Source organism: Pelagibius sp., assembly GCF_965249265.1.
Lineage (GTDB): Bacteria > Pseudomonadota > Alphaproteobacteria > Kiloniellales > Kiloniellaceae > Pelagibius.
In genome coordinates this window covers 3,017,436-3,039,471 of the sequence record NZ_OZ252224.1, presented here as the reverse complement: position 1 = coordinate 3,039,471, position 22,036 = coordinate 3,017,436, and the positions used below count along the sequence as shown (strand labels likewise).

General features: G+C 63.8%; 21 protein-coding genes and 1 pseudogene. 16 read left to right on the top strand and 6 right to left on the bottom strand.

The genetic code is table 11. The features are described 5' to 3' along the window. Positions 1 to 54: 54 nt before the first annotated feature. Positions 55 to 849 carry a helix-turn-helix transcriptional regulator gene (locus ACP146_RS14450; protein ID WP_422367453.1) on the top strand — a complete coding sequence of 265 codons (795 nt, stop codon included), beginning with the start codon at positions 55 to 57 and terminating at the stop codon, positions 847 to 849. 95 nt (positions 850 to 944) lie between these two features. Here the strand turns inward: ACP146_RS14450 and ACP146_RS14445 are convergent, their stop codons facing one another. From ACP146_RS14445 to ACP146_RS14430, 4 genes are read right to left on the bottom strand one after another with little or no spacing between them, the layout of a single operon-like run. Next, a complete protein-coding gene (locus ACP146_RS14445) occupies positions 945 to 1,748 on the bottom strand; it encodes an energy transducer TonB (RefSeq protein ID WP_422367452.1) in 804 nt (267 codons plus the stop codon). Continuing rightward, positions 1,748 to 2,164, bottom strand: a complete 417-nt coding sequence (locus tag ACP146_RS14440; protein ID WP_422367451.1) for an ExbD/TolR family protein — start codon at positions 2,162 to 2,164, stop codon at positions 1,748 to 1,750. Before ACP146_RS14440 ends, ACP146_RS14445 begins: the two co-directional genes overlap by 1 nt. A 10-nt stretch (positions 2,165 to 2,174) precedes the next feature. Then, complete coding sequence (locus tag ACP146_RS14435) at positions 2,175 to 2,615, bottom strand: ExbD/TolR family protein (RefSeq protein ID WP_422367450.1); 441 nt, start codon at positions 2,613 to 2,615, stop codon at positions 2,175 to 2,177. After that, entirely contained in the window at positions 2,572 to 3,417 is an 846-nt protein-coding gene (locus tag ACP146_RS14430; RefSeq protein WP_422367449.1) for a MotA/TolQ/ExbB proton channel family protein, read from the bottom strand. The genes ACP146_RS14435 and ACP146_RS14430 overlap by 44 nt, the downstream gene beginning before the upstream one ends. 412 nt (positions 3,418 to 3,829) lie before the next feature. On the opposite strand from ACP146_RS14430, the gene ACP146_RS14425 reads away from it, so the two are divergent. The 9 genes from ACP146_RS14425 (at position 3,830) to ACP146_RS14385 (ending at position 15,551) form a co-directional block, all read left to right on the top strand. Next, positions 3,830 to 4,411 carry an RNA polymerase sigma factor gene (locus ACP146_RS14425; protein ID WP_422367448.1) on the top strand — a complete coding sequence of 194 codons (582 nt, stop codon included), beginning with the start codon at positions 3,830 to 3,832 and terminating at the stop codon, positions 4,409 to 4,411. 118 nt (positions 4,412 to 4,529) lie between these two features. Then, complete coding sequence (locus ACP146_RS14420) at positions 4,530 to 5,636, top strand: FecR family protein (RefSeq protein ID WP_422367447.1); 1,107 nt, start codon at positions 4,530 to 4,532, stop codon at positions 5,634 to 5,636. A gap of 139 nt (positions 5,637 to 5,775) precedes the next feature. Further along, a complete protein-coding gene (locus ACP146_RS14415) occupies positions 5,776 to 8,352 on the top strand; it encodes a TonB-dependent siderophore receptor (RefSeq protein ID WP_422367446.1) in 2,577 nt (858 codons plus the stop codon). A gap of 71 nt (positions 8,353 to 8,423) precedes the next feature. Continuing rightward, positions 8,424 to 8,720 carry a hypothetical protein gene (locus ACP146_RS14410; protein ID WP_422367445.1) on the top strand — a complete coding sequence of 99 codons (297 nt, stop codon included), beginning with the start codon at positions 8,424 to 8,426 and terminating at the stop codon, positions 8,718 to 8,720. Positions 8,721 to 8,884: 164 nt separating this feature from the next. Beyond that, positions 8,885 to 11,458 (top strand): TonB-dependent siderophore receptor, encoded by a 2,574-nt coding sequence (locus ACP146_RS14405; protein ID WP_422367444.1) that lies wholly within the window; start codon positions 8,885 to 8,887, stop codon positions 11,456 to 11,458. 71 nt (positions 11,459 to 11,529) lie between these two features. Then, the gene (locus ACP146_RS14400; protein ID WP_422367443.1) at positions 11,530 to 13,344 is read left to right on the top strand and encodes a tetratricopeptide repeat-containing sulfotransferase family protein; all 1,815 of its coding nucleotides are present in this window, start codon (positions 11,530 to 11,532) and stop codon (positions 13,342 to 13,344) included. Next, positions 13,341 to 13,646, top strand: a complete 306-nt coding sequence (locus ACP146_RS14395; RefSeq protein WP_422367442.1) for a hypothetical protein — start codon at positions 13,341 to 13,343, stop codon at positions 13,644 to 13,646. The genes ACP146_RS14400 and ACP146_RS14395 overlap by 4 nt, the downstream gene beginning before the upstream one ends. Position 13,647: 1 nt before the next feature. Then, positions 13,648 to 15,228, top strand: coding sequence for a PepSY-associated TM helix domain-containing protein (locus tag ACP146_RS14390; RefSeq protein ID WP_422367441.1), 1,581 nt, complete (start codon positions 13,648 to 13,650; stop codon positions 15,226 to 15,228). A gap of 5 nt (positions 15,229 to 15,233) precedes the next feature. Then, positions 15,234 to 15,551 carry a DUF3325 domain-containing protein gene (locus ACP146_RS14385; RefSeq protein ID WP_422367440.1) on the top strand — a complete coding sequence of 106 codons (318 nt, stop codon included), beginning with the start codon at positions 15,234 to 15,236 and terminating at the stop codon, positions 15,549 to 15,551. 69 nt (positions 15,552 to 15,620) lie between these two features. Here ACP146_RS14385 and ACP146_RS14380 read toward each other — a convergent pair whose 3' ends face one another. Continuing rightward, positions 15,621 to 15,803: a hypothetical protein gene (locus ACP146_RS14380; RefSeq protein WP_422367439.1), complete on the bottom strand. Its 183-nt coding sequence runs from the start codon at positions 15,801 to 15,803 to the stop codon at positions 15,621 to 15,623. Between the two features lie 106 nt (positions 15,804 to 15,909). Between ACP146_RS14380 and ACP146_RS14375 the strand changes: the two genes are divergently transcribed. After that, a complete protein-coding gene (locus ACP146_RS14375) occupies positions 15,910 to 16,548 on the top strand; it encodes a GNAT family N-acetyltransferase (protein WP_422367438.1) in 639 nt (212 codons plus the stop codon). 162 nt (positions 16,549 to 16,710) lie between these two features. Here the strand turns inward: ACP146_RS14375 and ACP146_RS14370 are convergent, their stop codons facing one another. Then, entirely contained in the window at positions 16,711 to 19,041 is a 2,331-nt protein-coding gene (locus ACP146_RS14370) for a heavy metal translocating P-type ATPase (RefSeq protein WP_422367437.1), read from the bottom strand. A 250-nt stretch (positions 19,042 to 19,291) separates the two neighbouring features. Here ACP146_RS14370 and ACP146_RS14365 point away from each other — a divergent pair, with 250 nt between their 5' ends. The 5 genes and pseudogenes from ACP146_RS14365 (at position 19,292) to ACP146_RS14345 (ending at position 22,018) form a co-directional block, all read left to right on the top strand. Beyond that, the gene (locus ACP146_RS14365; protein WP_422367436.1) at positions 19,292 to 19,486 is read left to right on the top strand and encodes a heavy-metal-associated domain-containing protein; all 195 of its coding nucleotides are present in this window, start codon (positions 19,292 to 19,294) and stop codon (positions 19,484 to 19,486) included. A gap of 136 nt (positions 19,487 to 19,622) precedes the next feature. Continuing rightward, positions 19,623 to 20,183, top strand: a complete 561-nt coding sequence (locus ACP146_RS14360) for a hypothetical protein (protein ID WP_425032757.1) — start codon at positions 19,623 to 19,625, stop codon at positions 20,181 to 20,183. Positions 20,184 to 20,252: 69 nt separating this feature from the next. Beyond that, entirely contained in the window at positions 20,253 to 21,470 is a 1,218-nt protein-coding gene (locus ACP146_RS14355) for a TrbI/VirB10 family protein (protein WP_422367434.1), read from the top strand. Continuing rightward, the gene (locus ACP146_RS14350) at positions 21,467 to 21,724 is read left to right on the top strand and encodes a DUF2274 domain-containing protein (protein WP_422367433.1); all 258 of its coding nucleotides are present in this window, start codon (positions 21,467 to 21,469) and stop codon (positions 21,722 to 21,724) included. Before ACP146_RS14355 ends, ACP146_RS14350 begins: the two co-directional genes overlap by 4 nt. Before the next feature lie 3 nt (positions 21,725 to 21,727). Further along, positions 21,728 to 22,018 (top strand): annotated as a pseudogene (locus ACP146_RS14345) (DUF736 domain-containing protein). Positions 22,019 to 22,036 lie beyond the last annotated feature (18 nt).

The following is a 22,036-nucleotide window of genomic DNA, read 5'->3' as shown; positions in this document are numbered from 1 at the left end:
CAGACTATTCCTGTTACAATATAAGTAATTATCCTGTTACCAGGAGCGATAGTCTTGTCTGACCGCACTCTTGCGCGCACGCGAAACGATCTGTCGGACTTCGTCACGCGCCACCGAAAGAGGCTTAAGCCTGCCGATGTCGGACTACCGACGACGGGCGGTCGGCGCACGCCGGGCCTCAGGCGCGAGGAAGTGGCGGCACTCGCGGGCGTCGGGCTGACCTGGTACACATGGTTCGAGCAAGGCCGGGACATTCAAGTCTCGGAGAGCTTTCTGCTCAACGTCTCAAAGGCGTTGAAACTCGACGATGTCGCGTGCTGTCATCTGTTTCTTCTGGCCCACAAGCGGCCGCCTCCGGCAGATATCTACGACTGGCCGTCAGTGCACCCGCGAATCCAGGAGATTATGGACGAACTGGCGACGAAGCCTGCTTACGTCATCAATCTCGGTTGGGATGTCGTCGCCTGGAACGCGAATGCCGATCATTTGTTCGGCTTTTCATCCCGAGACCGCGTGAGCCGGAACTTTCTCAGAATGGTCTTCACTGACCCTCAGTTGCGCGCCCGCCAACCGTCATTCCTAAACGACGGCCCGCCTTTGTTGGCGAACTTTCGATATGACCTCGCCGTGGCCCCAGAAAATCCGGCGCTTCTGTCGCTTGTCGAAGACCTGAAAAAGCTGTCGCCCGATTTCAAGCGGTGGTGGGGCCAACCGTCATCCGGAGAGTATAGCCGGGGCATCGGTTCCCTCTTGACCGGCGAAACGCTGACCCGTTTCCAGCATGAAATGATGACGATCGATGAGCACCGTCATCTCCGCATGATCGTCTATTTCCCATCCGTAGCATAATGATTGTCAGAGAAAGCTGCTTACTTCTGGGTTCTCGTTCCCCACGTGTCGGATGCGCCAGTAGGCAGATTTTACATGCCTCCTGCGTTCCACGCTCAAGTGATGAAGAACTGTACCGGCACGACCATTTCGAGCCGTTGCTGCGGCATGTCGTCGGGCACGGGCGGAAGCGGGGCCGCGCGCTCCAGCATGTCGAGGGCGGCCTGATCGAGAACGTCGCGCCCCGAGCTCTGCTCGATGCGGGCTTCAAGCACGCGGCCCTCGCGGTCGATCGCGATGAACAGGAGAACCACGCCTTCCTGGCGCCGCTGTTGCGCCCCGCGCGGATATTCCTTGTGCCGTTCAAGCCAGGCCAAAACGATGGCGCTGTAGTCGGCAACGGCGCCGGGCCGGCCGCCGGCCGACATATCGCTCCCGCTTGCGCCGGCTTCCGTACTGTCTTCGGAACCGGCCTTGCCGCCGGCGCCGGCCGTTTGCGGTTCGCGCTCGACAGGCGGTTCCGGGGCAATGACCGCTGCTGGGACGGCCTCCGATGGAGGCTTCGGCTTCGCCACCGGCACGGGCGGCTCGATAACCCGTTCCGATAGGTCTTCCGGTTCGACGGGCTCAGGCTCGGCGATGGGCTCCGGCGGTTCAGGTGGCTCCGGTTCCGCCGTCTCCTCGGCCGGGGGCGCTTCTGTCGGTTCTTCCGGCTGCTCTTCGAGGTCCGGTGTTTCCGGCGCGTCTTCCGGTCCGCCGGGCGCGCCGCCGGCGGGGCCGAGCGCAATCTCGATGCCGCCGATCCCCGGCGCCTGCGCGCCGTCTTCGGTGCGCGGCCAGAACATCGCCACGGTGATACTTGCGTGAAGTGCGATGGCCATGACGACCGCAATCATCCAGTGACGGCTCTTCATCCGCATCAGCCGGCCCCATCGCTTGCGGCCGGCACGGTGAGGAGTTTCAGACGCTCGACACCCACCTCGCGCAGCGTCTCCATAAGCGCGATCACATCCGTCGAGTCCGCGGCGCCGTCCGCCTTGAGCCAGACCTGCGCCGCCGGATTCGCTTCCATCCGCTCTGCCAGCGCGGCTTTCAGCGCCTCTTCGTCGATCACAGCGTCGTCGAGGGCGAGCTGTCCGCCGGCGCCCAGCACGACCACCAACTCGCGTGCCTCGACTGCACCTTCACTGGCCGAGACCGGCGGCGTCACCTCGATCGGATCGATGGCGGACAGTTGTCCAGTCAGCATAAAGAAGATCAGGAGCAGGAAGACAACATTGATCAGCGGCAGAATGCGCTCGTCATCGCTATTGGGTCGGGGCGGATCGAAACGCATGGGCTCGGCCTCACTCTCCGGACGGTTCGGCGCCGCGGATCAGCGTCACGTCGGAGGGGCCGGCCGCCTTCACGCGGTCGAGGACGGCGACGGTGCGCTGTAACGGCACGCCTGTCGATGGTTTGATGACGACGCGCTGCTCAGGCGCGTCGGCAACACGCTCGGCAACGCGGGCTGTCAGCGCATCGAGGGAGACAGGTTCGGACGCAAACCGCAGCTCGTTCGGCAAGATCTCGATCAGCAAGGCGTCGCCCTCGGCGGACGGACCGGCGGCGGCCTGTACCGGGGCGGAGAGATCGATCGCGCGCCAATCGAGAAAGCTCGTCGCCAGCATGAAGAAGATCAGCAGGATGAACACCACGTCGATCAGCGGCGTCAGACTGACCAGCGGCCGTTTCTTTGCAGGCTTACTCAGCAGCAGCGGTAGCGGCGGGACCGGACCGTTCATCATGCGCGTCTTTCTCTTTGAGGGCGTCCTCGGACAAATCCTCCGTGAACAGTTGCGTGACCAGATTGTCCATTTCGTGGGCGAGGCCATCGACCCGTCGCTCCAGCCAGTTCAGAACCGCGACCACGGGAATGGCGACGGCAAGGCCCACGGCGGTGGTCAGAAGCGCCTGCCAGATGCCACCCGACAGGATGGCCGGGTTGACCTGGTTGCCCGCGGCTTCCAGTTGCCGAAAGGCTTCGATCATCCCGAGCACGGTGCCGAACAGGCCGAGCAGCGGCGCCAGAGAGGCGATCACCTCCAATATGCGGAAACCGCCGCGGAGATTTTCAAGTACCTCGCCGCCATAGCGGAGAAGCTCTTCGCGGATCTTCGATTCCGGCACGCCGTGCTCCAGACCGCGGATCGCGCGGGCCAGCACTTCGCCGACGGGGCTGCGGGCGCGTTTGGCCGCAGCCAGCGCTTCTTGTGTCTTTCCTTCTTTGTACAGATGAAGTGCCTTGCGGCCGTTGCGACTCCGGCCCACATTGGTGCGGCTGAACTGCCACAGCTTCAACAGGATCACCGCCGTCGCCAGCACCGACATGGCGATCAGGATCATGACCACCGGGCCGCCGGCCTGGAGCAAGTCCAGCGCCGCGTCGATACCGATCTCCGCTGCGGGCGTTGAGGTTTCGCTCACCCCGTCCTCGGAAAGCGCGGCGTCGCCGGCGACTCTATCGGCGGGCGCCATATCACCATCACTGGTCTCGCGCGTCCCGGCTGTTTCGTCAGCCGGCGATGCTTCGCCGTCCACGGCCGGCATATCCGTCTCTTGCAAAACCTCAACCGCGCTTTCATTCATTATGTCTTCGTCTTCCATAATTTCTTCTACCCCAATACGCATTGACTACTGTTTTCTTCTCCATTTTGCGTTCTCTCCGGACGGACAAGACAAGCAAGCACAGGCAGCGGCCGGCGAACTCCCCCCTGCCTTCGGCGCTCGATGACCTTGCGCTCTCACAACATAGACGAGTAGGCGCCGCCAAACCGTTGCCCGCAAAACCCGAACTGAAGTCGAGGTGTCGGAATTCGTGTTGAGAATAGTTCTCAATTGCCATAGCGTTGTCGACGATGAAAAAGAGTGGCGACACTCATGAACACTGCCATTCACGGCGACACGGTCGACCTGTCCGCGAGCGCGCGGCGGGCACGGCGCAACGAAGGCGCAACGGCGTATGCGGCACTCTGTTTTGCTGGAGGCCTATCTGGAGCACGAGTTGGACTTGCTGAGGTTTCTCGGCAAGCGCCTCGGCTCGGCCGGTCTCGCCGCCGACCTCGCCCACGACCTCTATCTCAAGCTGTGCCGGATCGAGCCGCCGGCGACGGTCCGTGACGGGCGGGCCTATTTGTTCACCATGGCGGCCAACCTCGCGACCGACCATCTGCGCGTGGAGAAGCGGCGCGGCGAGATCCGCGTCGCGGCCGACGGCACGGTGTGGCGCCAGACCGACGAGCTGACCCCCGAGCGCCATGCGATGGCACGGGCGGAGCTCGCCTATTTGGAAACGGTGATCGCCGCCCTTCCGGCGCGCTGCCGCGAAGTCTTCTACCTCAACCGCTATGAGGGCCGTTCCCAGGCGGAAATCGCGGACAGCCTCGGCATCGGCGTCACCACCGTCTATAAGGACCTCAAGACCGCCATGGCGGCGCTGGTCGCGGCCAGGCGGCGCTTCCGCGGCCACCTGCCCGACAGCGGGCAGGACGGCCAAAGCCAAGAAAACGCAGGCAATGCGACCGACGAGCACGGGATCGGATGATCCCACTCGTCTATTCTATGAGGATGGCACGCCGGCGCCGGGAGACGGGTGAGGCGGGTCCCATCGGGAACCCGGCGGCCGGCGGCCCATCCGTCCGCGCCGCCATGGGATGGGAACGATGACCGACCGCCACGACGGAAGCCCCGAGAAGCCAACCGAACGAAAAGCCGGCGCGGATGCCAATTCAGCCGATGCCACCGGTCAGGCCGCGATCGACGAGGCGGCGCAGGACTGGTTCTTCACCCTCGCCGAGAGCACTGTGACTGAAGACGATCACGCGCGCTTCACTGCCTGGCGCGACGCCGATCCGCGCCACGCCGCCGCCTATGACGAGCTGTGCGCGGTCTGGGACGACATCGACAGTCTGCGCGACGCCTTCGCCCCGCCGTCGGCACGGGCCGATCAAGTCCAGGATCACGCATCCCCGCGGCCCCACCACAGGTTCCCGGGCCATACGACCCGCCACACCCGCATGCGGCTCGGCCGGCGGCAACCGCTCTGGGGCGGGCTCGTAGCCGCCTGCGTTGTGCTCGCCGTCGTTGCCGCGCCCGAGGTAACGACGCGGCTCGCCGCCGACCACCGAACCGGCGTCGGCGAGCAGGCGCGCGTCGCACTGCCCGACGGTTCCGTCGCTTGGCTCAACACCGACACCGCGATCGCCGTCGACTACGACGGCAGCGATCGGCGGATCGCGCTGCTGCGCGGCGAGGCCCAGTTCGAGGTAGCGCGCGACCCGGAACGCCCCTTCGCCGTCACGGCCCATGGCGGACGCTCGACCGCAATCGGTACCATCTTCGCGGTGCGGGAACAGGGCGTCGAGGCGACGACGGTGATCGTCAGCGAGGGCCGCGTAGAGGTCGTCTCGCCCGCCGACAAAACCGACGCCGCGCCCGCCGATCCCGCCGCCCGCGCGGTGCTGAGTGCGGGCGAACAGGTGGCCTACCGCGAGAGCGCCACGCTCGGCCCCGTACATCCGGCCCCCGCCAAGGCGCTCGCCTGGCGCGACGGCGTCATCGTCATCGAGAACCTGCCGCTCGCCGAGGCGCTCGCCGAGATCGACCGCTACCATCCCGGCCGCATCGTGCTCCTGGCCGACACGGAGCGGCTAGAGCCGGTGACGGCAAGGCTGTCGACCGGCGCCATCGATCGCGGCCTCGACACACTGGCCGCCACTCAGAACCTGCGCGTCACGCGCGTGACCGACTACCTCGTCCTCATCCGCTAGGGCGGCACCGAACCGCCCGAGTCGGACGCCCGGCGGGCGACGAAGAATAAAGTTTCAAAAAAAAATCGCCCGACGAGCACCGATGCCCGCGCGCCCACTCGTCTCATAGATGATCACACAGCGAATGCGACGCACTCGCATGATGAGCGCAGCATCACAACTCGACAGGGCGACAGCATACATGCCATCGGCGACATCACTTTCCAAACCGCGCGCAGCGCGCCGCATCCGAGGCCCGCTACAGCAACCTTTGGCCTCCCAGCTGCGCGTGACCACAGCGCTAACGCCGACCTTAGTCGTTAGCTTGGCCCTTTCGCCGCTGCCCGCCCTGGCGCAGGACATCGTCACACCTCCCATCGTCGCCCGACAGGTCGCGCAGGCGGAACCTACCCAGCGCTTCGCCATCGGCCCGCAGCCGCTCCCATCGGCCCTCGACCGGTTCTCGGAACAGACCGGGATCTCTTTCGCTTACATCACCAGCCAACTCGAAGGCGTTCCGTCCCCCGGCGTCTCCGGCGAATTGGCGCCGCGCCAGGCCCTCATCCGGCTGCTTGCTGGCACCGGTGTGACCTTCCAGTTCACCAGCGCCGACACGGTGACGCTGGCGAAGGCCGGCGCACAGGACGGCGATGGGCCGATTCAGCTCGGGCCGATCACAGTAGAGGGTACAGCGGAGGCGCCGCCACCGTCTCTCGATCCTGGGCAGGGCTACAAAGCAGATTACACGGACGCCCTGACCCGCGTACCGGCCGAGATTCAGGAGCTGCCACAGTCGGTAAGTGTCGTCACTCAGGACAGCATGATCGATCGCGGCGTGACCACCCAGGATCAGGCGCTGGAGGGCGTTGCCGGCGTCCTGAGTACTGGACAATTTTCCGCGCGCGCCACTGACAGCTTCGCAATCAGAGGCTTCTCCCCCTTAGTCGGTGGTCCTCCGGGGTTCGTACGTGATAACGGCTTATTGGCGTTTAACAACTACGTCGCCGATCCGGTTCTCTTCGATCGCTTCGAGGTGGTCAAGGGGCCGGCCTCCTTCACCAGCGGCAACGCGAGCCCCGGCGGGTTCGTCAATCGTGTGTTGAAGACGCCTCAACCCGAGAATTTCATCGAAGGGAGCGCCGCCGGCGGCACGCACGGCCACAAGCGGGTGACGATGGACGCGAACGGCGCGCTCGAGGGCAACCACGCTTTCTCCGGTCGGCTGGTCGTAGCCTATAACGATGACGCCGAGTTCTTCAGGAATACGGGCGATGAGCGCGTCTCGGTGCTTCCCTCGGTTCGGTACAGGGGCCCCGACGACTTCACGCTCACGCTCAGCGGAAACATCCAGCATCTCGACGGGCAGGGCTTTTTCGGCACGCCGACGACCACCGAGGGCGAAATCCCCGCCGGAATCAAGGACAGTCTCCTCGGGAACGAGAACTTTCTAAGGCTCGACTATCAGAGCGCGCATATCGAAGCCGACAAGAGGTTCGCGAACGGTTTAAGGCTGAACGCGAAAGGCCAGTATTCGCACGACAGTACGGAGTATGCGTATATTTACGCCTATCAGTCGGGTGGTATCGCCGCAGATGGAGATTTCTCTCTTTTTGCCTCTAGCGAGGAGTGGGGCAGAGAATCATTTGCCGGAGAAATTAGCGCCACCCAGGAGTTCTCTTTCGTGGGCAACCGAAGTTCGGTCACTATCGGTGCGGACTATGCCGACAACCAGCAGGATTCAGCGGTCCGTCCTCTTGAATTGATTGGCACCGGGAACATTGCCGATCCTGTCATTACGGCAACCTTTCCAATTGGCTATCTGGATCAGCCATTCTCTCCTGTAATCAGCTCCGAAAGCGAACAAATTGGTGTCTTCGTTTCGGGGCTGATCCGGCCTCTGGAAAGAACGACGGTGCTTTTGGCGCTCCGGCATGATTGGCTGACGGCGAGAGCCGATTCAGTCTTCTTCCCGGCAGGGTCCGCTGACCCCAAGGAAGTAAAAGAGCAGGCATTCAGCCCGCAGATTGGCGTGTCGCAGGAGATTCTGGACGGCTTCAGCATTTATGGTCTCTACGGCAAGAGTTTTGAGACCGCAAATTCTCTACGTGTAACAGCCGATGGCGAGATTCTCGATCCCCAAACGGGAGAAACCTTCGAAGTCGGGGCAAAATGGGAGGGATTTGACAAGCGTTTTGGAGCAACTCTCGCGCTGTTCCGGACCGATTTGGAAAACGTCGCCTCTCCGGATCCCGATAACAACAATTTCAGTATCGGCGGGCAGAGTCAGCGCAATCAGGGTATTGAAGTTGAGTTGCAAGGTAGCCCTGTCGATGATGTTCGTCTCAACCTCGCCTATACCTACCTCGATGCCGAGATCACAGAAAGTACGAGCCCTGGCGTGGTCGGTGTCAGGCCGTTTGATACACCAAGACACGTGTTCAGCGCGTCCGGGCGGTATGATCTGTCCAATCTTCTGTTGAAGGGGTTAGCGATCGGAGGGTCGGTGTACTACAAAAGCGAAGTGAATGCCCGTGTTCCTTTCAGCGATGAGACATTCGATGCGTTCGTTCGCCTTAATGCGTTCCTGCAGTATTCCCCGGCGCCCTGGGTAACTCTTCAATTGAACGCCAACAACATCACCAACGCCCGATATGTCGAACGGCCCAATCGGTATGGGGGATTCAACCAGTTCGGCCCGCCTCGGAATGTCGTCGGCACGCTTCGCGTCAAGTTTTGAACAAGGGCCACACAATGAATTCCGATCAAAGCACAACGTACCTTCGAATCATGGCGGATTGAAAAAGTTAATTGTCAATTCAAGCGTCTCCACTCGCCAATCAAGGATCCGACCCGCACGGGAAAGACGATTTTCCCTCGGCCGTCGCCGTGGCGATCCGGGCGCGGGACTGGCCGCGCGTACGCCGGCTCTGCGAACGCCGGGTCCGGACCACACCCGAGGACCCGGACGCGCATCGCCATCTGGGCCAACTGCTGGTGGCCGAAGGCGCCTTGGACGACGCGCTCGGCAAGGCTGTCGACCGGGCGCCATCGATCGCGGCCTCGACACACTGGCCGCCACTCAGAACCTGCGGGTCACGCGCGTGACCAACTACCTCGTCCTCATCCGCTAGGGCGGCACCGAACCGCCTGAGTCGGACGCCCGGCGGGCGACGAAGAATAAAGTTTCAAAAAAAATCGCCCGATGAGCACCGATGCCCGCGCGCCCACTCGTCTCATAGATGATCACACAGCGAATGCGACGCACTCGCATGATGAGCGCAGCATCACAACTCGACAGGGCGACAGCATACATGCCATCGGCGACATCACTTTCCAAACCGCGCGCAGCGCGCCGCATCCGAGGCCCGCTACAGCAACCTTTGGCCTCCCAGCTGCGCGTGACCACAGCGCTAACGCCGACCTTAGTCGTTAGCTTGGCCCTTTCGCCGCTGCCCGCCCTGGCGCAGGACATCGTCACACCTCCCATCGTCGCCCGACAGGTCGCGCAGGCGGAACCTACCCAGCGCTTCGCCATCGGCCCGCAGCCGCTCCCATCGGCCCTCGACCGGTTCTCGGAACAGACCGGGATCTCTTTCGCTTACATCACCAGCCAACTCGAAGGCGTTCCGTCCCCCGGCGTCTCCGGCGAATTGGCGCCGCGCCAGGCCCTCATCCGGCTGCTTGCTGGCACCGGTGTGACCTTCCAGTTCACCAGCGCCGACACGGTGACGCTGGCGAAGGCCGGCGCACAGGACGGCGATGGGCCGATTCAGCTCGGGCCGATCACAGTAGAGGGTACAGCGGAGGCGCCGCCACCGTCTCTCGATCCTGGGCAGGGCTACAAAGCAGATTACACGGACGCCCTGACCCGCGTACCGGCTGAGATTCAGGAGCTGCCACAGTCGGTAAGTGTCGTCACTCAGGACAGCATGATCGATCGCGGCGTGACCACCCAGGATCAGGCGCTGGAGGGCGTTGCCGGCGTCCTGAGTGTTACACAATCTTCCGCGCGCGCCACTGACAATTTCACAATCAGAGGCTTCACCCCTGCCTATGTTTCTGCGGGGTTCGTACGTGATAACGGCTTATCGGCGTTTAACAACTACGTCGCCGATCCGGTTCTCTTCGATCGCTTCGAGGTGGTCAAGGGGCCGGCCTCCTTCACCAGCGGCAACGCGAGCCCCGGCGGGTTCGTCAATCGTGTGTTGAAGACGCCTCAACCCGAGAATTTCATCGAAGGGAGCGCCGCCGGCGGCACGCACGGCCACAAGCGGGTGACGATGGACGCGAACGGCGCGCTCGAGGGCAACCACGCTTTCTCCGGTCGGCTGGTCGTAGCCTATAACGATGACGCCGAGTTCTTCAGGAATACGGGCGATGAGCGCGTCTCGGTGCTTCCCTCGGTTCGGTACAGGGGCCCCGACGACTTCACGCTCACGCTCGGCGGAAACATCCAGCATCTCGACGGGCAGGGCTATTACGGCACGCCGACGGACACCGAGGGAAACATCATCGGCGACATTGAGGACAGTCTCCTCGGTAACGAGAACTTTCTGAAACTCGACTATCAGAGCGCGCATATCGAAGCCGACAAGAAGTTCGCGAACGGTTTGCGATTGAACGCGAAAGGCCAGTATTCGCACGACAACACGGAGTATGCGTATATCTACGCCTATCAGTCGGGTGGGATAGGCACAGATGGAGATTTCTCTCTTTATGCCTATAGCACCGAGCAGAGCAGAGAATCATTTGCAGGAGAAATTAGCGCCACCCAGGAGTTCTCTTTCGTGGGCAACCGAAGTTCGGTCACTATCGGTGCGGACTATGCCGACAACCAGTTCGATTCAGCGTCCCGTCCTGAAGAATTAATTGGCACCGGGAATATTGCCGATCCTGTCATTACGGCAACCTTTCCGATCGGCTATCTGGATCAGCCAGCCTCTCCTGACTTCAGATTCGAAAGCGAACAAATCGGTGTCTTCGTTTCGGGGCTGATCCGGCCCCTGGAAAGAACGACGGTGCTTTTGGCGCTCCGGCATGATTGGCTGACGGCGAAAGCCGATTCAGTCTTCTTCCCGGCAGGGTCCGCCGGCCCCAAGGAAAGGAACGAGCGGGCATTCAGCCCGCAGATTGGCGTGTCGCAGGAGATTCTGGACGGCTTCAGCATTTATGGTCTCTACGGCAAGAGTTTTGAGACCGCAAATTCTCTACGTGTAACAGCCGATGGCGAGATTCTCGATCCCCAAACGGGAGAGACCTTCGAAGTCGGCGCGAAATGGGAGGGATTTGACAAGCGTTTTGGAGCAACGCTCGCGCTGTTCCGGACCGATCTGGAAAACGTGTCCTCTCCGGATCCCGATAACAACAATTTCAGTATCGGCGGGCAGAGTCAGCGCAATCAGGGTATTGAAGTTGAGTTGCAAGGTAGCCCTGTCGATGATGTTCGTCTCAATCTCGCCTATACCTACCTCGATGCCGAAATCACGGAAAGTACGAGCCCTGGCGTGGTCGGTGCCAGGCCGTGGAATACACCAAGACACGTGTTCAGCGCGACCGGGCGGTATGATCTGTCCAATCTTCTGTTGAAGGGGTTAGCGATCGGAGGGTCGGTGTACTACAAAAGCGAAGTGAACGAAGCCTTTTTTGCTCTCGACGATGAGTTCGCTGGCTTCGTTCGCCTCAATGCGTTCCTGCAGTATTCCCCGGCGCCCTGGGTCAGTCTTCAATTGAACGCCAACAACATCACCAACGCCCGATATGTCGAACGGCCCAATCGGTATGGGGCATTCAATCAGTTCGGCCCGCCTCGGAATGTCGTCGGCACGCTTCGCGTCAAGTTTTGAGCAAGGGCCACACAATGAACTCAGATCGAAGCACAACGTACCTTCGAATCATGGCGGATTGGAAAAGTTAATTGTCACTTCAAGCGTCTCCACTCGCCGATCAAGGATCCGACCCGCACGGGAAAGACGATTTTCCATCGGCCGTCGCCGTGGCGATCCAGGCGCGGGACTGGCCGCGCGTACGCCGGCTCTGCGAACGCCGGGTCCGGACCACACCCGAGGACCCGGACGCGCATCGCCATCTGGGCCAACTGCTGGTGGCCGAAGGCGCCTTGGACGACGCGCTCGGCGCGGCTGAACGGGCGACGGCGCTGGCGCCGGACGACCCGCGCGCTTGGTCCGACCTCGGGCGTGTGCATGCCGCTCGCGAGACGCTGGCGGAAGCGGCGCGGTGCTTCCGCAAAGCAGTTGTCCTCGACGCTGCCTATGCGGATGGGTGGCACAATCTGGGCTCAGCGCTGAAGCGGCTGGGGCACACGGAACAGGCGTTCGAGGCGCTGCAACGGGCCATTGCCATCGACGCGACGCGGGCCGATTGCTGGCTGGCCCTCGGGGGTCTTCTCTCAGACGCCGGACAGATCGACGACGCCATCGGGTGTTTCGAGCGGGCGGTCAAATACGACAGCGGGGAGCACGATGCCCGCAACCGGCTCGCGCACGAACTGGCCGGTCTGGGCCAAGTCGCGCAGGCGGAAGCACTTCTAAGGCAGGCGACGGCGCGAGAGCCGCAAAATGTCGAGGCGTGGCTAGCGTTGGGCAATGTTCTTGAGATCGGCGGCAAGGCAGACGGCGCACTTGCCTGCTACGGCAAGGTGCTGACGCTGACGCCCACGCATCCCACGGCGTTGGGCCGGGCGCTGAGCCTACTGCCCCAGGACGCCGACCCGGCCGGCCTGCCGGCTCGGGCCGCGAGCCGGATCGATACGTCGGACACCCCCGACGAGGCGCGGGCGCTGATCGGCTACGGCCTCGCCAAGCATCACGACCGGCGTGGCGCGTATGCTGAGGCGGCGGAGGCCGGGCGCCAAGCCAACGCGGCGCGGCGACGTGCGGCGGGCCCGCTCAACCGGGATGCGCTCGCGGTGCGGGTCGACGGCATCGCGGCGACCTACACCGCCGACTTCTTTCGCGAGCGGCGCAGCTACGGCGTCGGCACGGACCAGCCGGTGTTCATCGTCGGCCTGCCGCGCTCCGGCACCACGCTGGTCGAGCAGATCCTTTCGGCCCACCCTTTGCTGAACGGCGCAGGCGAGCTGCCCGACCTCGCCCGGCTGGCGATGCAGCACCGCGCGGAACCCGACGAGACGCCCTGGCGGGCGGCGCTCGCGCTCGACCAGCGCAGCAGCCTTACGGCGGCCCATGCCTATCTGGAGGCCCTGCGCCGGGGCGCGCCGGACAAGGCGATGCGTATCAGCGACAAGTCACCGCTCAACTTCTTCCACCTGGCCTTCGCCACGCTTCTGTTCCCGAACGCGCGGGTCATCCACTGCACGCGCGACATCCGCGACAACGCGCTTTCGGTATGGATGGAGAACTTCAGCCCTGACCAGCAATGGTCGACCGACTTCGACGACATCGCGTTCTTCGCCCCGCAGTACCGGCGCCTGATGGCGCACTGGCGCGACGCGCTGCCGCTGCCGATCCTGGAGGTCGCCTACGAGGACACCGTGGCCGACGTCGAGGGGCAGGCGCGGTGCCTGCTCGATTTCCTCGGCGTTCCGTGGGACGACCGCTGCCTCGATTTCCACAGTTCCGGCCGCGCGGTGCAAACGCCGAGCCGCTGGCAGGTGCGTCAGCCGATCTACACCCGCTCGGTCGGGCGGTGGGAACGCTACGCGCCGCACCTGCCGGAGCTGGAACGTGCCTTCGCGGACCGAGTTGCATGAAGCGTCGGGACGCCGCCATACCAAAGGGCGCGCCACTCGCGCTGCGCCTCGTGCTGATCCTCGGCGGCGGCTATCTGTTGGCCGCCGGGGCGAGCGGCCTCGCCGCCGCGGCGCTCGCCAAGGCGATGCCGCGGGCCGAGGCGGTGATGCTGATGGCGATGCTCGTGTTCGTCGTCTATCTCGGCCTACTGCTCTGGGGTTTCGCTGAGCGGCGCCCCGCGCGGCTCTGGGCGGTGTTCGGGGCGGGCGGCGTCGCCGTCTTCGCCCTGGCCAAGACGATCGGTGCCGCGGGGGGCGTCTGAGATGGGCCGTACCTTCCGCGAGTCGATGGCGTGGCTGCACACCTGGGCCGGGGTGGTGCTCGGCGCACTGCTGGTCGCGATCTTCTGGATGGGCACGCTCGCCGTGTTTGACCAGGAGATCGACCGCTGGATGATGCCGGAGACGCGCATTGCCTGGGATGCGGAGGCAGGAGCGGGCTATTCCCATGACGCTGCGCTGGACGCGGTGCGGCGGCAGCACGACCTCAGCCGGGCGCAGATCCTTTGGTTCGAGCGTCCGAGCAGCCGCCTGCCGGTGACCGAGTTCAGGTACCTCGGCGCCGGGGCGGAGGCGGAATGGCGGGGACCGTTCTTCCTCGATCCCCGGACGCACGAACGCCTGTCCGTCCCGCAAACGGACGCCGGCACCGGCTTCCTCTATCCATTCCACTATTCCCTCCACCTCCGCTGGATGAACCTCGGCTACTGGCTGGTCGGCCTGGCCGCGATGGCGATGCTGGTCCTGCTGGTCTCCGGTGTCGTCATCCACCGCAAGATCTTCGTCGATTTCTTCACCTTCCGGCGGGAGCGCCGGCTGCCGCGCTCCAGCCTCGATTTGCACAACCTGACCGGCGTGCTGGGCCTGCCGTTCCACTTCGTCATCACGTTGTCCGGCCTGATCATCTTCTACGGAATCTATTTTCCGAGTGTCGAGCACACTGTTTTCGGCGACGACCGCGCCGCATTTAGTCGCGATGCCGTCGGGACGTTCCAACGTGAGCCCGCAGGCGAGCCCGGGTCGCTGGCTTCGCTCGATGCGATGGCGGCCGAGGCAACGCGGATTTGGGGCGGCGACCCACCGTGGTTCATGCGCGTCTGGCACCCGGGCGACGCCAATGCCACGGTCGAGATGCGCCGCACTGCGGCGCGCTCGATTGATCTGAATGCCGATACCGTGCACTTCGCCTCTTCTACGGGTGACGTGCTACACACGCACACGGCGCCGCCCGTCGTCCACGTTCAGCGCTATTTCGCCGGCCTTCACCTAATCCAATTCGACCATTGGCCGCTGCGCTGGATTTACTTCGTCCTCGGCCTGTCGGGCTGCGTGATGATCGCCACCGGCTACGTTTACTGGCTGGAGGCGCGGCGAAAGAAGCACGCGGCGCTTGGCTTGCCGGGCGTCCGCATCGTCGAGGGGCTGACGGTAGGCTCGGTCACCGGCATCGTCATCGCCACGCTCGCCTTCTTCGTCGTCAACCGGCTGTTGCCGCTCAACGCGAGCTTCGCTGGCGCCGAGCGCGCAGCACTGGAGGTCTGGACCTTCTACCTCGTCTGGCTCGCCACTTTCGCGCACGCTTGGGCACGGCCAGGGACGGCCGGCTGGCGCGAGCAGTGCGGGGCGATCGCGACCTTGGCGTTGCTGGCCCCGGTGCTGAACTGGACCACCACTGGCGATCACCTGATTGAGACGGTTTCGGAGGGCTACTGGCCCGTCGCCGGTATGGACCTCCTGCTCCTCATCGGTGCGGCCACCGCGGGGATGATCGCGTGGCGCCTCTACCGTTGCGGCGCGACCAAAGCAGATCAGAACGAACGCGACGTGCTCGAAGCGGCTGAATAGCGATCATGACAAGCGCGCTGCTCCTCATTGTCCTCTCAATGGCCGCTTATCTCGGCTTCACCCTGCTGGCGCTCAGCCAGCGGCGGCACTGGAGCGCGGTTGCCGGAACCGGAGCGCCGTGCCGCATGCAGGTGATCGTCCTCCGCGGTGTTGGCGGCGCGATGATCGCGCTCTCGCTCGTCCTGGCACTTACACGCGACGGGCCGAGCTTCGGCAGCCTGCTCTGGGCAACCGCGATCAGCCTCGCCGCGCTCGCCGTCGCCTTCACGCTGGCCTGGCGCCCGACTCTCCTGCGCCCGCTCGCGCGATGCGTCGCCCGCTGATCATCATCCCCTCCCAGCGCAATTTTCCGCTCGTCTTGCCTCCGACACGCCGCCGCAGTCCGCGACGGCTCACCCCAGGCCATTCAACACCAATCCGATGGCAATCACCTGAGGCACGGTGAGGAGCGGTAGCAGAAGTGCTGCTTTCAGCCGCCCCGTGACCTCGCGCAAGATGATGACCTTAGTGTCGTCGATGGCGACACCGGCCATCAGGAAGGTGAAGGCATTGCCGGACGCCGATGCGCGGGTCATGAGGTCGGCCACGATTGGGACCGAGCTTTTCGAGCACACTCCGATGATCGTTTCTTAGTTACCCGGAACGCGGTATCGATAGATCAGCACATAGATGCCGTCCTGAATGGGCGCAGATGAGGAGGAAGCTCTTCACGCGACGAGTCACGATGTTCGTACGGATCTTAATCAACGCGTCAGCAGGTCTAGCGAAATGACTTTGTCAAACCTCACAATCCGGCCAGCCGAGAAGGGAGACGCAGAAAGCATCGCCTCTGTGCATGTCCAATCCTGGGTCGAGGCCTACACGGGACTTTTACCGGACGAGATGATCTCGCGTTTTAACGTTTCCGAGCGGACCATGAACTGGACAACGTTGTTGTCCGATCTTTCCGAATCCCAGAACGGCTGTGTGTACGTGGCGCAGACAGATGGCCAGACATGTGGTTTCATCTGTGCGGTGCCACAGCGCGACGACGCGCTTCAAGCTCAGGGTTTCAGCGCAGAGATGGCTGCGGTGTACGTCCTTCAAAGTGCCCAGCGGCAAGGTGTCGGGCGGGCGCTCATGCGAAAGGCAGCCGAGCATCTGGTGTCAAGTGGACATCGGGGTGCTTCGCTTTGGGTGCTGGACACAAACGCGCCGGCTCGACGCTTTTACGAAGCACTGGGCGGAAGCCCTGTTGGCAAGAGGGAAGACGTAAGGCCGAATGCCACACTGCACGAGATCGCCTATGGATGGCCAGACTTGCTTCTCCTGAGCCGGTAGCCACCCCACTTCTCTGACGTCTGTCCGATGTCGCGCGATACCCCGTCTGCGGTCAGTCGGCATTGGATGCCTGGTTTCGCTCAGGTTTCGGCGCTCTCTGGAACAGTTCGTGACCTGAAAAAAGGCGAGTGATCGAAGACATGTCACATCGGTTTGGCGACCTCATTGATGACGACGCCGGGCGCCAGTGTCCGTTGCTGTTTCGCCTGGCGGCGGCGTGAAGCGCTTGAGCCTGAGCGCATTGGTCAGAACGCAGATGCTGGACGCCGCCATCGCGGCGGCGGCGAAGATCGGCGACAACAGCAGGCCGAACGCCGGATAGAGAACGCCCGCCGCCACGGGGATCAAGGCGGCGTTATAGGCGAAGGCCCAGAACAAGTTCTGCCGGATGTTCGTCATCGTGGTGCGGCTCAGCGCAATGGCGTTGGGCGCGCCGCGCAGATCGCCGGACATCAGCACGACGTCGGCGGTTTCAATGGCGACATCCGTACCCGTCCCGATGGCGAGACCGACATCGGCCTGCGCGAGCGCCGGCGCGTCATTGATCCCGTCCCCGACAAAGGCGACCGTCGCGCCGTCCGCCTGAAGGCTTTTGATCGCGTCGACCTTGCCGTCCGGCAGGACTTCCGCGACTACGTCGTCAATGCCGAGGCGGGCGGCGATGGCGGCCGCCGTGCGCTGATTGTCCCCGGTGATCATGGCCACCCGCAAGCCTTCCACATGCAGTGCATCAATGGCGGCTGGCGTCGTCTCCTTGACTGGATCGGCGACGGCGATGATGGCGGCCAGCCGGCCGTCGATGGCCGCATAGAGCGGCGTCTTGGCCTCGTCGCCCAGACGCGCGGCGTCCGCTGCAAAGGATGAGACGTTGAGCCCGAGACGCTCCATGTAGCGGTCCGCGCCGATCGCCACGCGGCGACCGTCCGCCATGGCGGCGACGCCGAAGCCCGGTTCCGCCTCGAAACCGTGCGCGTCGGCAAGGGACAGGCCGCGCTCCTCGGCGGCGGCGACAATCGCCTCGGCGACCGGATGTTCAGATTTTCGTTCCACCGAGGCGACGAGGCACAGCACGTCGGCCTCGTCAAAGCTGGGGGCGGTAATCAGGTCCGTCAGCGCGGGCCGGCCGGGGGTCAGCGTGCCCGTCTTATCGAGGGCGACGATGCGCGCGCCGCGCAAGGTTTGCAGCGCTTCGCCCTTGCGGAACAGGACGCCCATTTCGGCTGCACGCCCCATGCCGACCATGATCGAAGTCGGCGTGGCGAGCCCCATGGCGCAGGGACAGGCGATGATCAGCACCGCGACGGCGTTGACGAGAGCGAAGGTGAGCGCCGGCTCAGGCCCGAAGAGGAACCAGACGCCGAAGGTCAGGATCGCAACCCCCATGACGATGGGCACAAAGACGCCCGTCACCTTGTCGACCAGCGCCTGGATCGGCAGCTTCGCGCCTTGCGCCTGCTCGACCATGCCGATGATCTGGGCAAGGACCGTGTCGGCGCCGACCTTGGTTGCGCAGAAGGTGAAGGCGCCGGTCTTGTTGATCGTCCCACCGACGACCTCGGCGCCGGCTTCCTTCAATACCGGAACCGGCTCGCCGGTGATCATGGATTCGTCCACATAGGAGCGGCCGTCGCTGACCGCCCCGTCGACGGGGATGCGCTCGCCCGGCCGCACCTGCACCAGATCGCCGAGACGCACTTGATCGATGCCGACGTCGATTTCCACGCCATTTCGCACGACGCGGGCCGTCTTGGCCTGCAATCCCATCAGCCGGCGGATCGCTTCGCTGGTCCGCCCCTTGGCGAGCGCTTCAAGATAACGGCCCACCAAGATCAGCGTGACGATGACCGCCGCCGCCTCGAAATAGACATTCTGCGCACCGTCCGGCAGTAAACCGGCGGCGAAGGTGGCGACCACCGAATAACTCCACGCCGCGCCCGTGCCGAGCGCGACAAGCGCGTTCATGTCCGGCGCGCCGCGCAGCAAGGCCGGGATGCCCTTACGGAAGAAGACGAGACCGGGACCGAATAGCACCAGCGTCGTCAGAGCGAACTGCACATACCAGTTCGCGCGATGGCCGATGGTCGCCATCACCCAGTCATGCATGCCGGGGATCACATGTGAGCCCATCTCCAGCACGAAGACCGGCAGGGTGAGCGCCGCCGCAATGAAGACCGAGTGTCTCAACGTCTTGATCTCCCGGTCGCGCGCTTCGCGTTCCCGGTCTGTCGCGTCGATCCCGCTTTCCAGGGGTTTTGCGTCATAACCGGCGCTTTGAACCGCAGCGATCAATTGCGCCGCGTCGACGGCGCCGGGCGCGACATCGACGTCCGCACGTTCCGTGGCGAGATTAACCCGCGCCGCCGCCACGCCGGGAACGGCGCTCAGGGCCTTCTCGATGCGGCCCACGCAAGACGCACAGCTCATGCCCTCGACGCCGAGAGACAGGGACCGGCCCGCAGGCGGAGGCGGCATGGGGACAGCTTCCTCGGACATCGCAAACCTCCTGTTTCACCGCACTGTGATGACAAGATGAGGCTTCCAATGATGGGAAGGTCAAGCGCGTCGATGTGGCGGCGTTGCAGGCTCACGCATACTGCGCTGGCAGCATGGACAGCGGTTGGCTTGAACCTGGCCGCGTGCGGCCATACGACGGTCGCGCAGACGCCCTGTCCCGTCTTGACCTTCCAACAATGACAGGCGGTAGGTTCCTTTCGTCTCAACACGCGAGGAAAGGACACCGGCGATGCAGACGTTCGTTCTTCAAGGCATCACCTGCAACCACTGTGTTACCGCGATCACCAGGGCCGTTCAGGACATCGACCCGAAGGCGCGCGTCTCGGTCGAAACATCGACCGGAAAAGTCGACGTCGAAAGCCGGGCCGACCGCGCCGTCCTGATCGAGGCCATGGAGAAGGCCGGCTGCCCCCTAAGGGCTTGACCTTACAACCGTTGTAAGGGCCATCGTCGGTTGCGGAAAATGGTCGAGCACGCCTGCCGCGCCCGTGGACTTATCGCCGATGAAACCGGCCGTCAGGCTCCCCGACCGTCAGCGCGGCGGCAGAGACAATATGACGATGGCCAGATGGAAAAACACGAAGGGAAACTCGGCGCTGCTCGATCCGGAGGAGTCCTGCCTTCTGTTCATCGATTTCGGCGGGACGGTGCCGGGTCTACGGTCCGATCCGCCGACGATCGGTCCGGCCCATTGCGCGGTGCTGACCAAGGCTGTCGATCTTTCGGTTCCCGCTTTTCTCTCCTATATGGGCGCGGAAGACGCGGCGGGCCTGCATTCGCCATTGAGCCAGCTTGTGCCGGAAGAGGCCCAATTGCGCCGCTCGGTGGTCAACCCTTGTAGGGATGATCGCCATTGGGAAACCGTCTCCGCGCTAAAGCGGCATTGTCTGATTCTCGCAGGCGGCTGGCCCGAAGGGTCGCTGGCGCAAGCCGCGCTCGATGCGTTGGGCGAGGCATATGATGTCTACGTTCTGTTTGATCTCAGCAACGGCCTTCTGGATGTCCACAACTCGCCGGTCGCCGCCCGTTTGATACAGGCCGGGGTCGTTCCGATGACGGCCTCGCAACTCATTCTGGAGTGGGGTGACTCCGAGACTCTCGATCCGCCCTCGGAGGAATAGTCTTCACACGCCGCTCAAGAAGGGCGCCCGCCGCCTTCGGCGGCGCTGGGCTCGCGTGAACCGCGCCCCGTGACACGGATCAACCGGCGCGTCCTGTTCCTGCTTTCCGGGACGGGGCTGCTCCTGATCCTCGGCGCGACGATTTTCGCTCTCGATCCGCCACGCCTGTTTGATGACGATGACACTGGCCGCGAGCTTATCCGCACCGATAACAATCCGACGCCGGAAGGGTTGCAAGCGCTGCCGCGCCGTTACAGCGAGATCCCGAGACCGCCGGTTGAATTGGGGCCGCCGCTGGCCGGCGACATCGGTCCGGCCGTTGTCGGCGCCGAACGCGACCTCGGCATCGCCCCGCCGGGACAAATGCCGTTCCGACCGAATCCCGAGGACGACGCCGAGCGGGCTGAACGCATCCGCCAAGCGCGTCTTGCGCAGCAGGGGCGCGAGTCGAGCGTCTTCTTCCAGCTTACCTCGCGCACGGCCGGCATTAGGGACGGCACAGGTGCGCCGGGGTCTGTCGCGGATATCGCCCGCGCCGCCGGCGAGGATGCGCGCAGTCCCTTCGACATCGCGCGCGGCGATGCCGTGTCGGGAGAACTGGGGCTCGATCTCCAGAACGATCAGAATTTGCAGGGCCGCAAGCTCGACTTTCTCGGCGAAGAGGTCGATTCGGCGATTTACAATCCGCATACCCTCCAAGACCCGGCCTCACCCTATCAAGTCATGGCGGGAACGGTAATCGCCGCGAGCTTGATCACGGGCATCAATTCAGACCTGCCGGGCCGCGTCATCGCGCAGGTGACGGAGAACATCTACGACACTGTCTCAGGACGCTACGTCCTCATCCCGCAGGGCTCGCGCGTCATCGGGACCTATGACAGCGTCATCGCCTTCGGGCAGGAACGCGCGCTTGTCGTCTGGCAGCGGATCATCATGCCGGACGGTTCGTCCGTCGTGATCGAGAACCTGCCCGCGACGGATATGGCGGGCTATGCGGGCCTTGAGGACGAGGTCAACTTCCACACCTGGCGGCTGTTGCAGGGCGTCGCGCTTTCGACGCTCTTGGGCGTCTCCACAGAAATCACTTTCGGCGATGACGAAAGCGATCTCGTCCAGGCGATCCGCCAGTCGACGCAGAATAGTGTGAACCAGGCCGGCCAGCGCATCACCGAGCGCAATCTAAACATCCAGCCGACCATCACCGTCCGGCCCGGCTGGCCGCTCAGGATCATCGTCAACAAGGACATGGTCTTGAGACCATACCGCGATCCGGGAGTGATCAGATGACCCTCAAGCTCGGACCCTTGCCCGACCGGGAAAGCGCGAAGATCACCTTCACGGCAGACGCCGATTTGAAGGCGGCGCTGAACGACTACGCGGAAATCTACCGCCAGACCTACGGCAAGAACGAAAGCGTCGCCGAACTGATCCCGTTCATGCTCGACGCGTTCATGAACGCCGACCCCGGCTTCAAGCGGGCGCGCAAGCAACTGGAAACTGCGCGCCCATCATCCCCGCCAACCAAAACAACGGAGGTTTGAGATATGGCGACCATAGGCAGTTTTACCGCTATTCCGGACGGGTATAGCGGCACGATCCGCACCCTGACCGTCAATGTGAAGGCGAAAATCGTCGCCAACGATCAGAAAAAGAGCGAGGGCGCCCCGGACTTCCGGGTCTACGCTGGTCGGGCCGAACTCGGCGCTGCGTGGAAAGCGCAGACCAATGGCGAGGAACCGCGTGACTATCTCAGCGTCTAGCTCGACGACCCGAGCTTCCCCGAGCCGATCCGCGCGGCGCTGTTCGAAGACGATGGTGCGGCCTTCCTCGTTTAGAACCGGCGGGACGGGTAG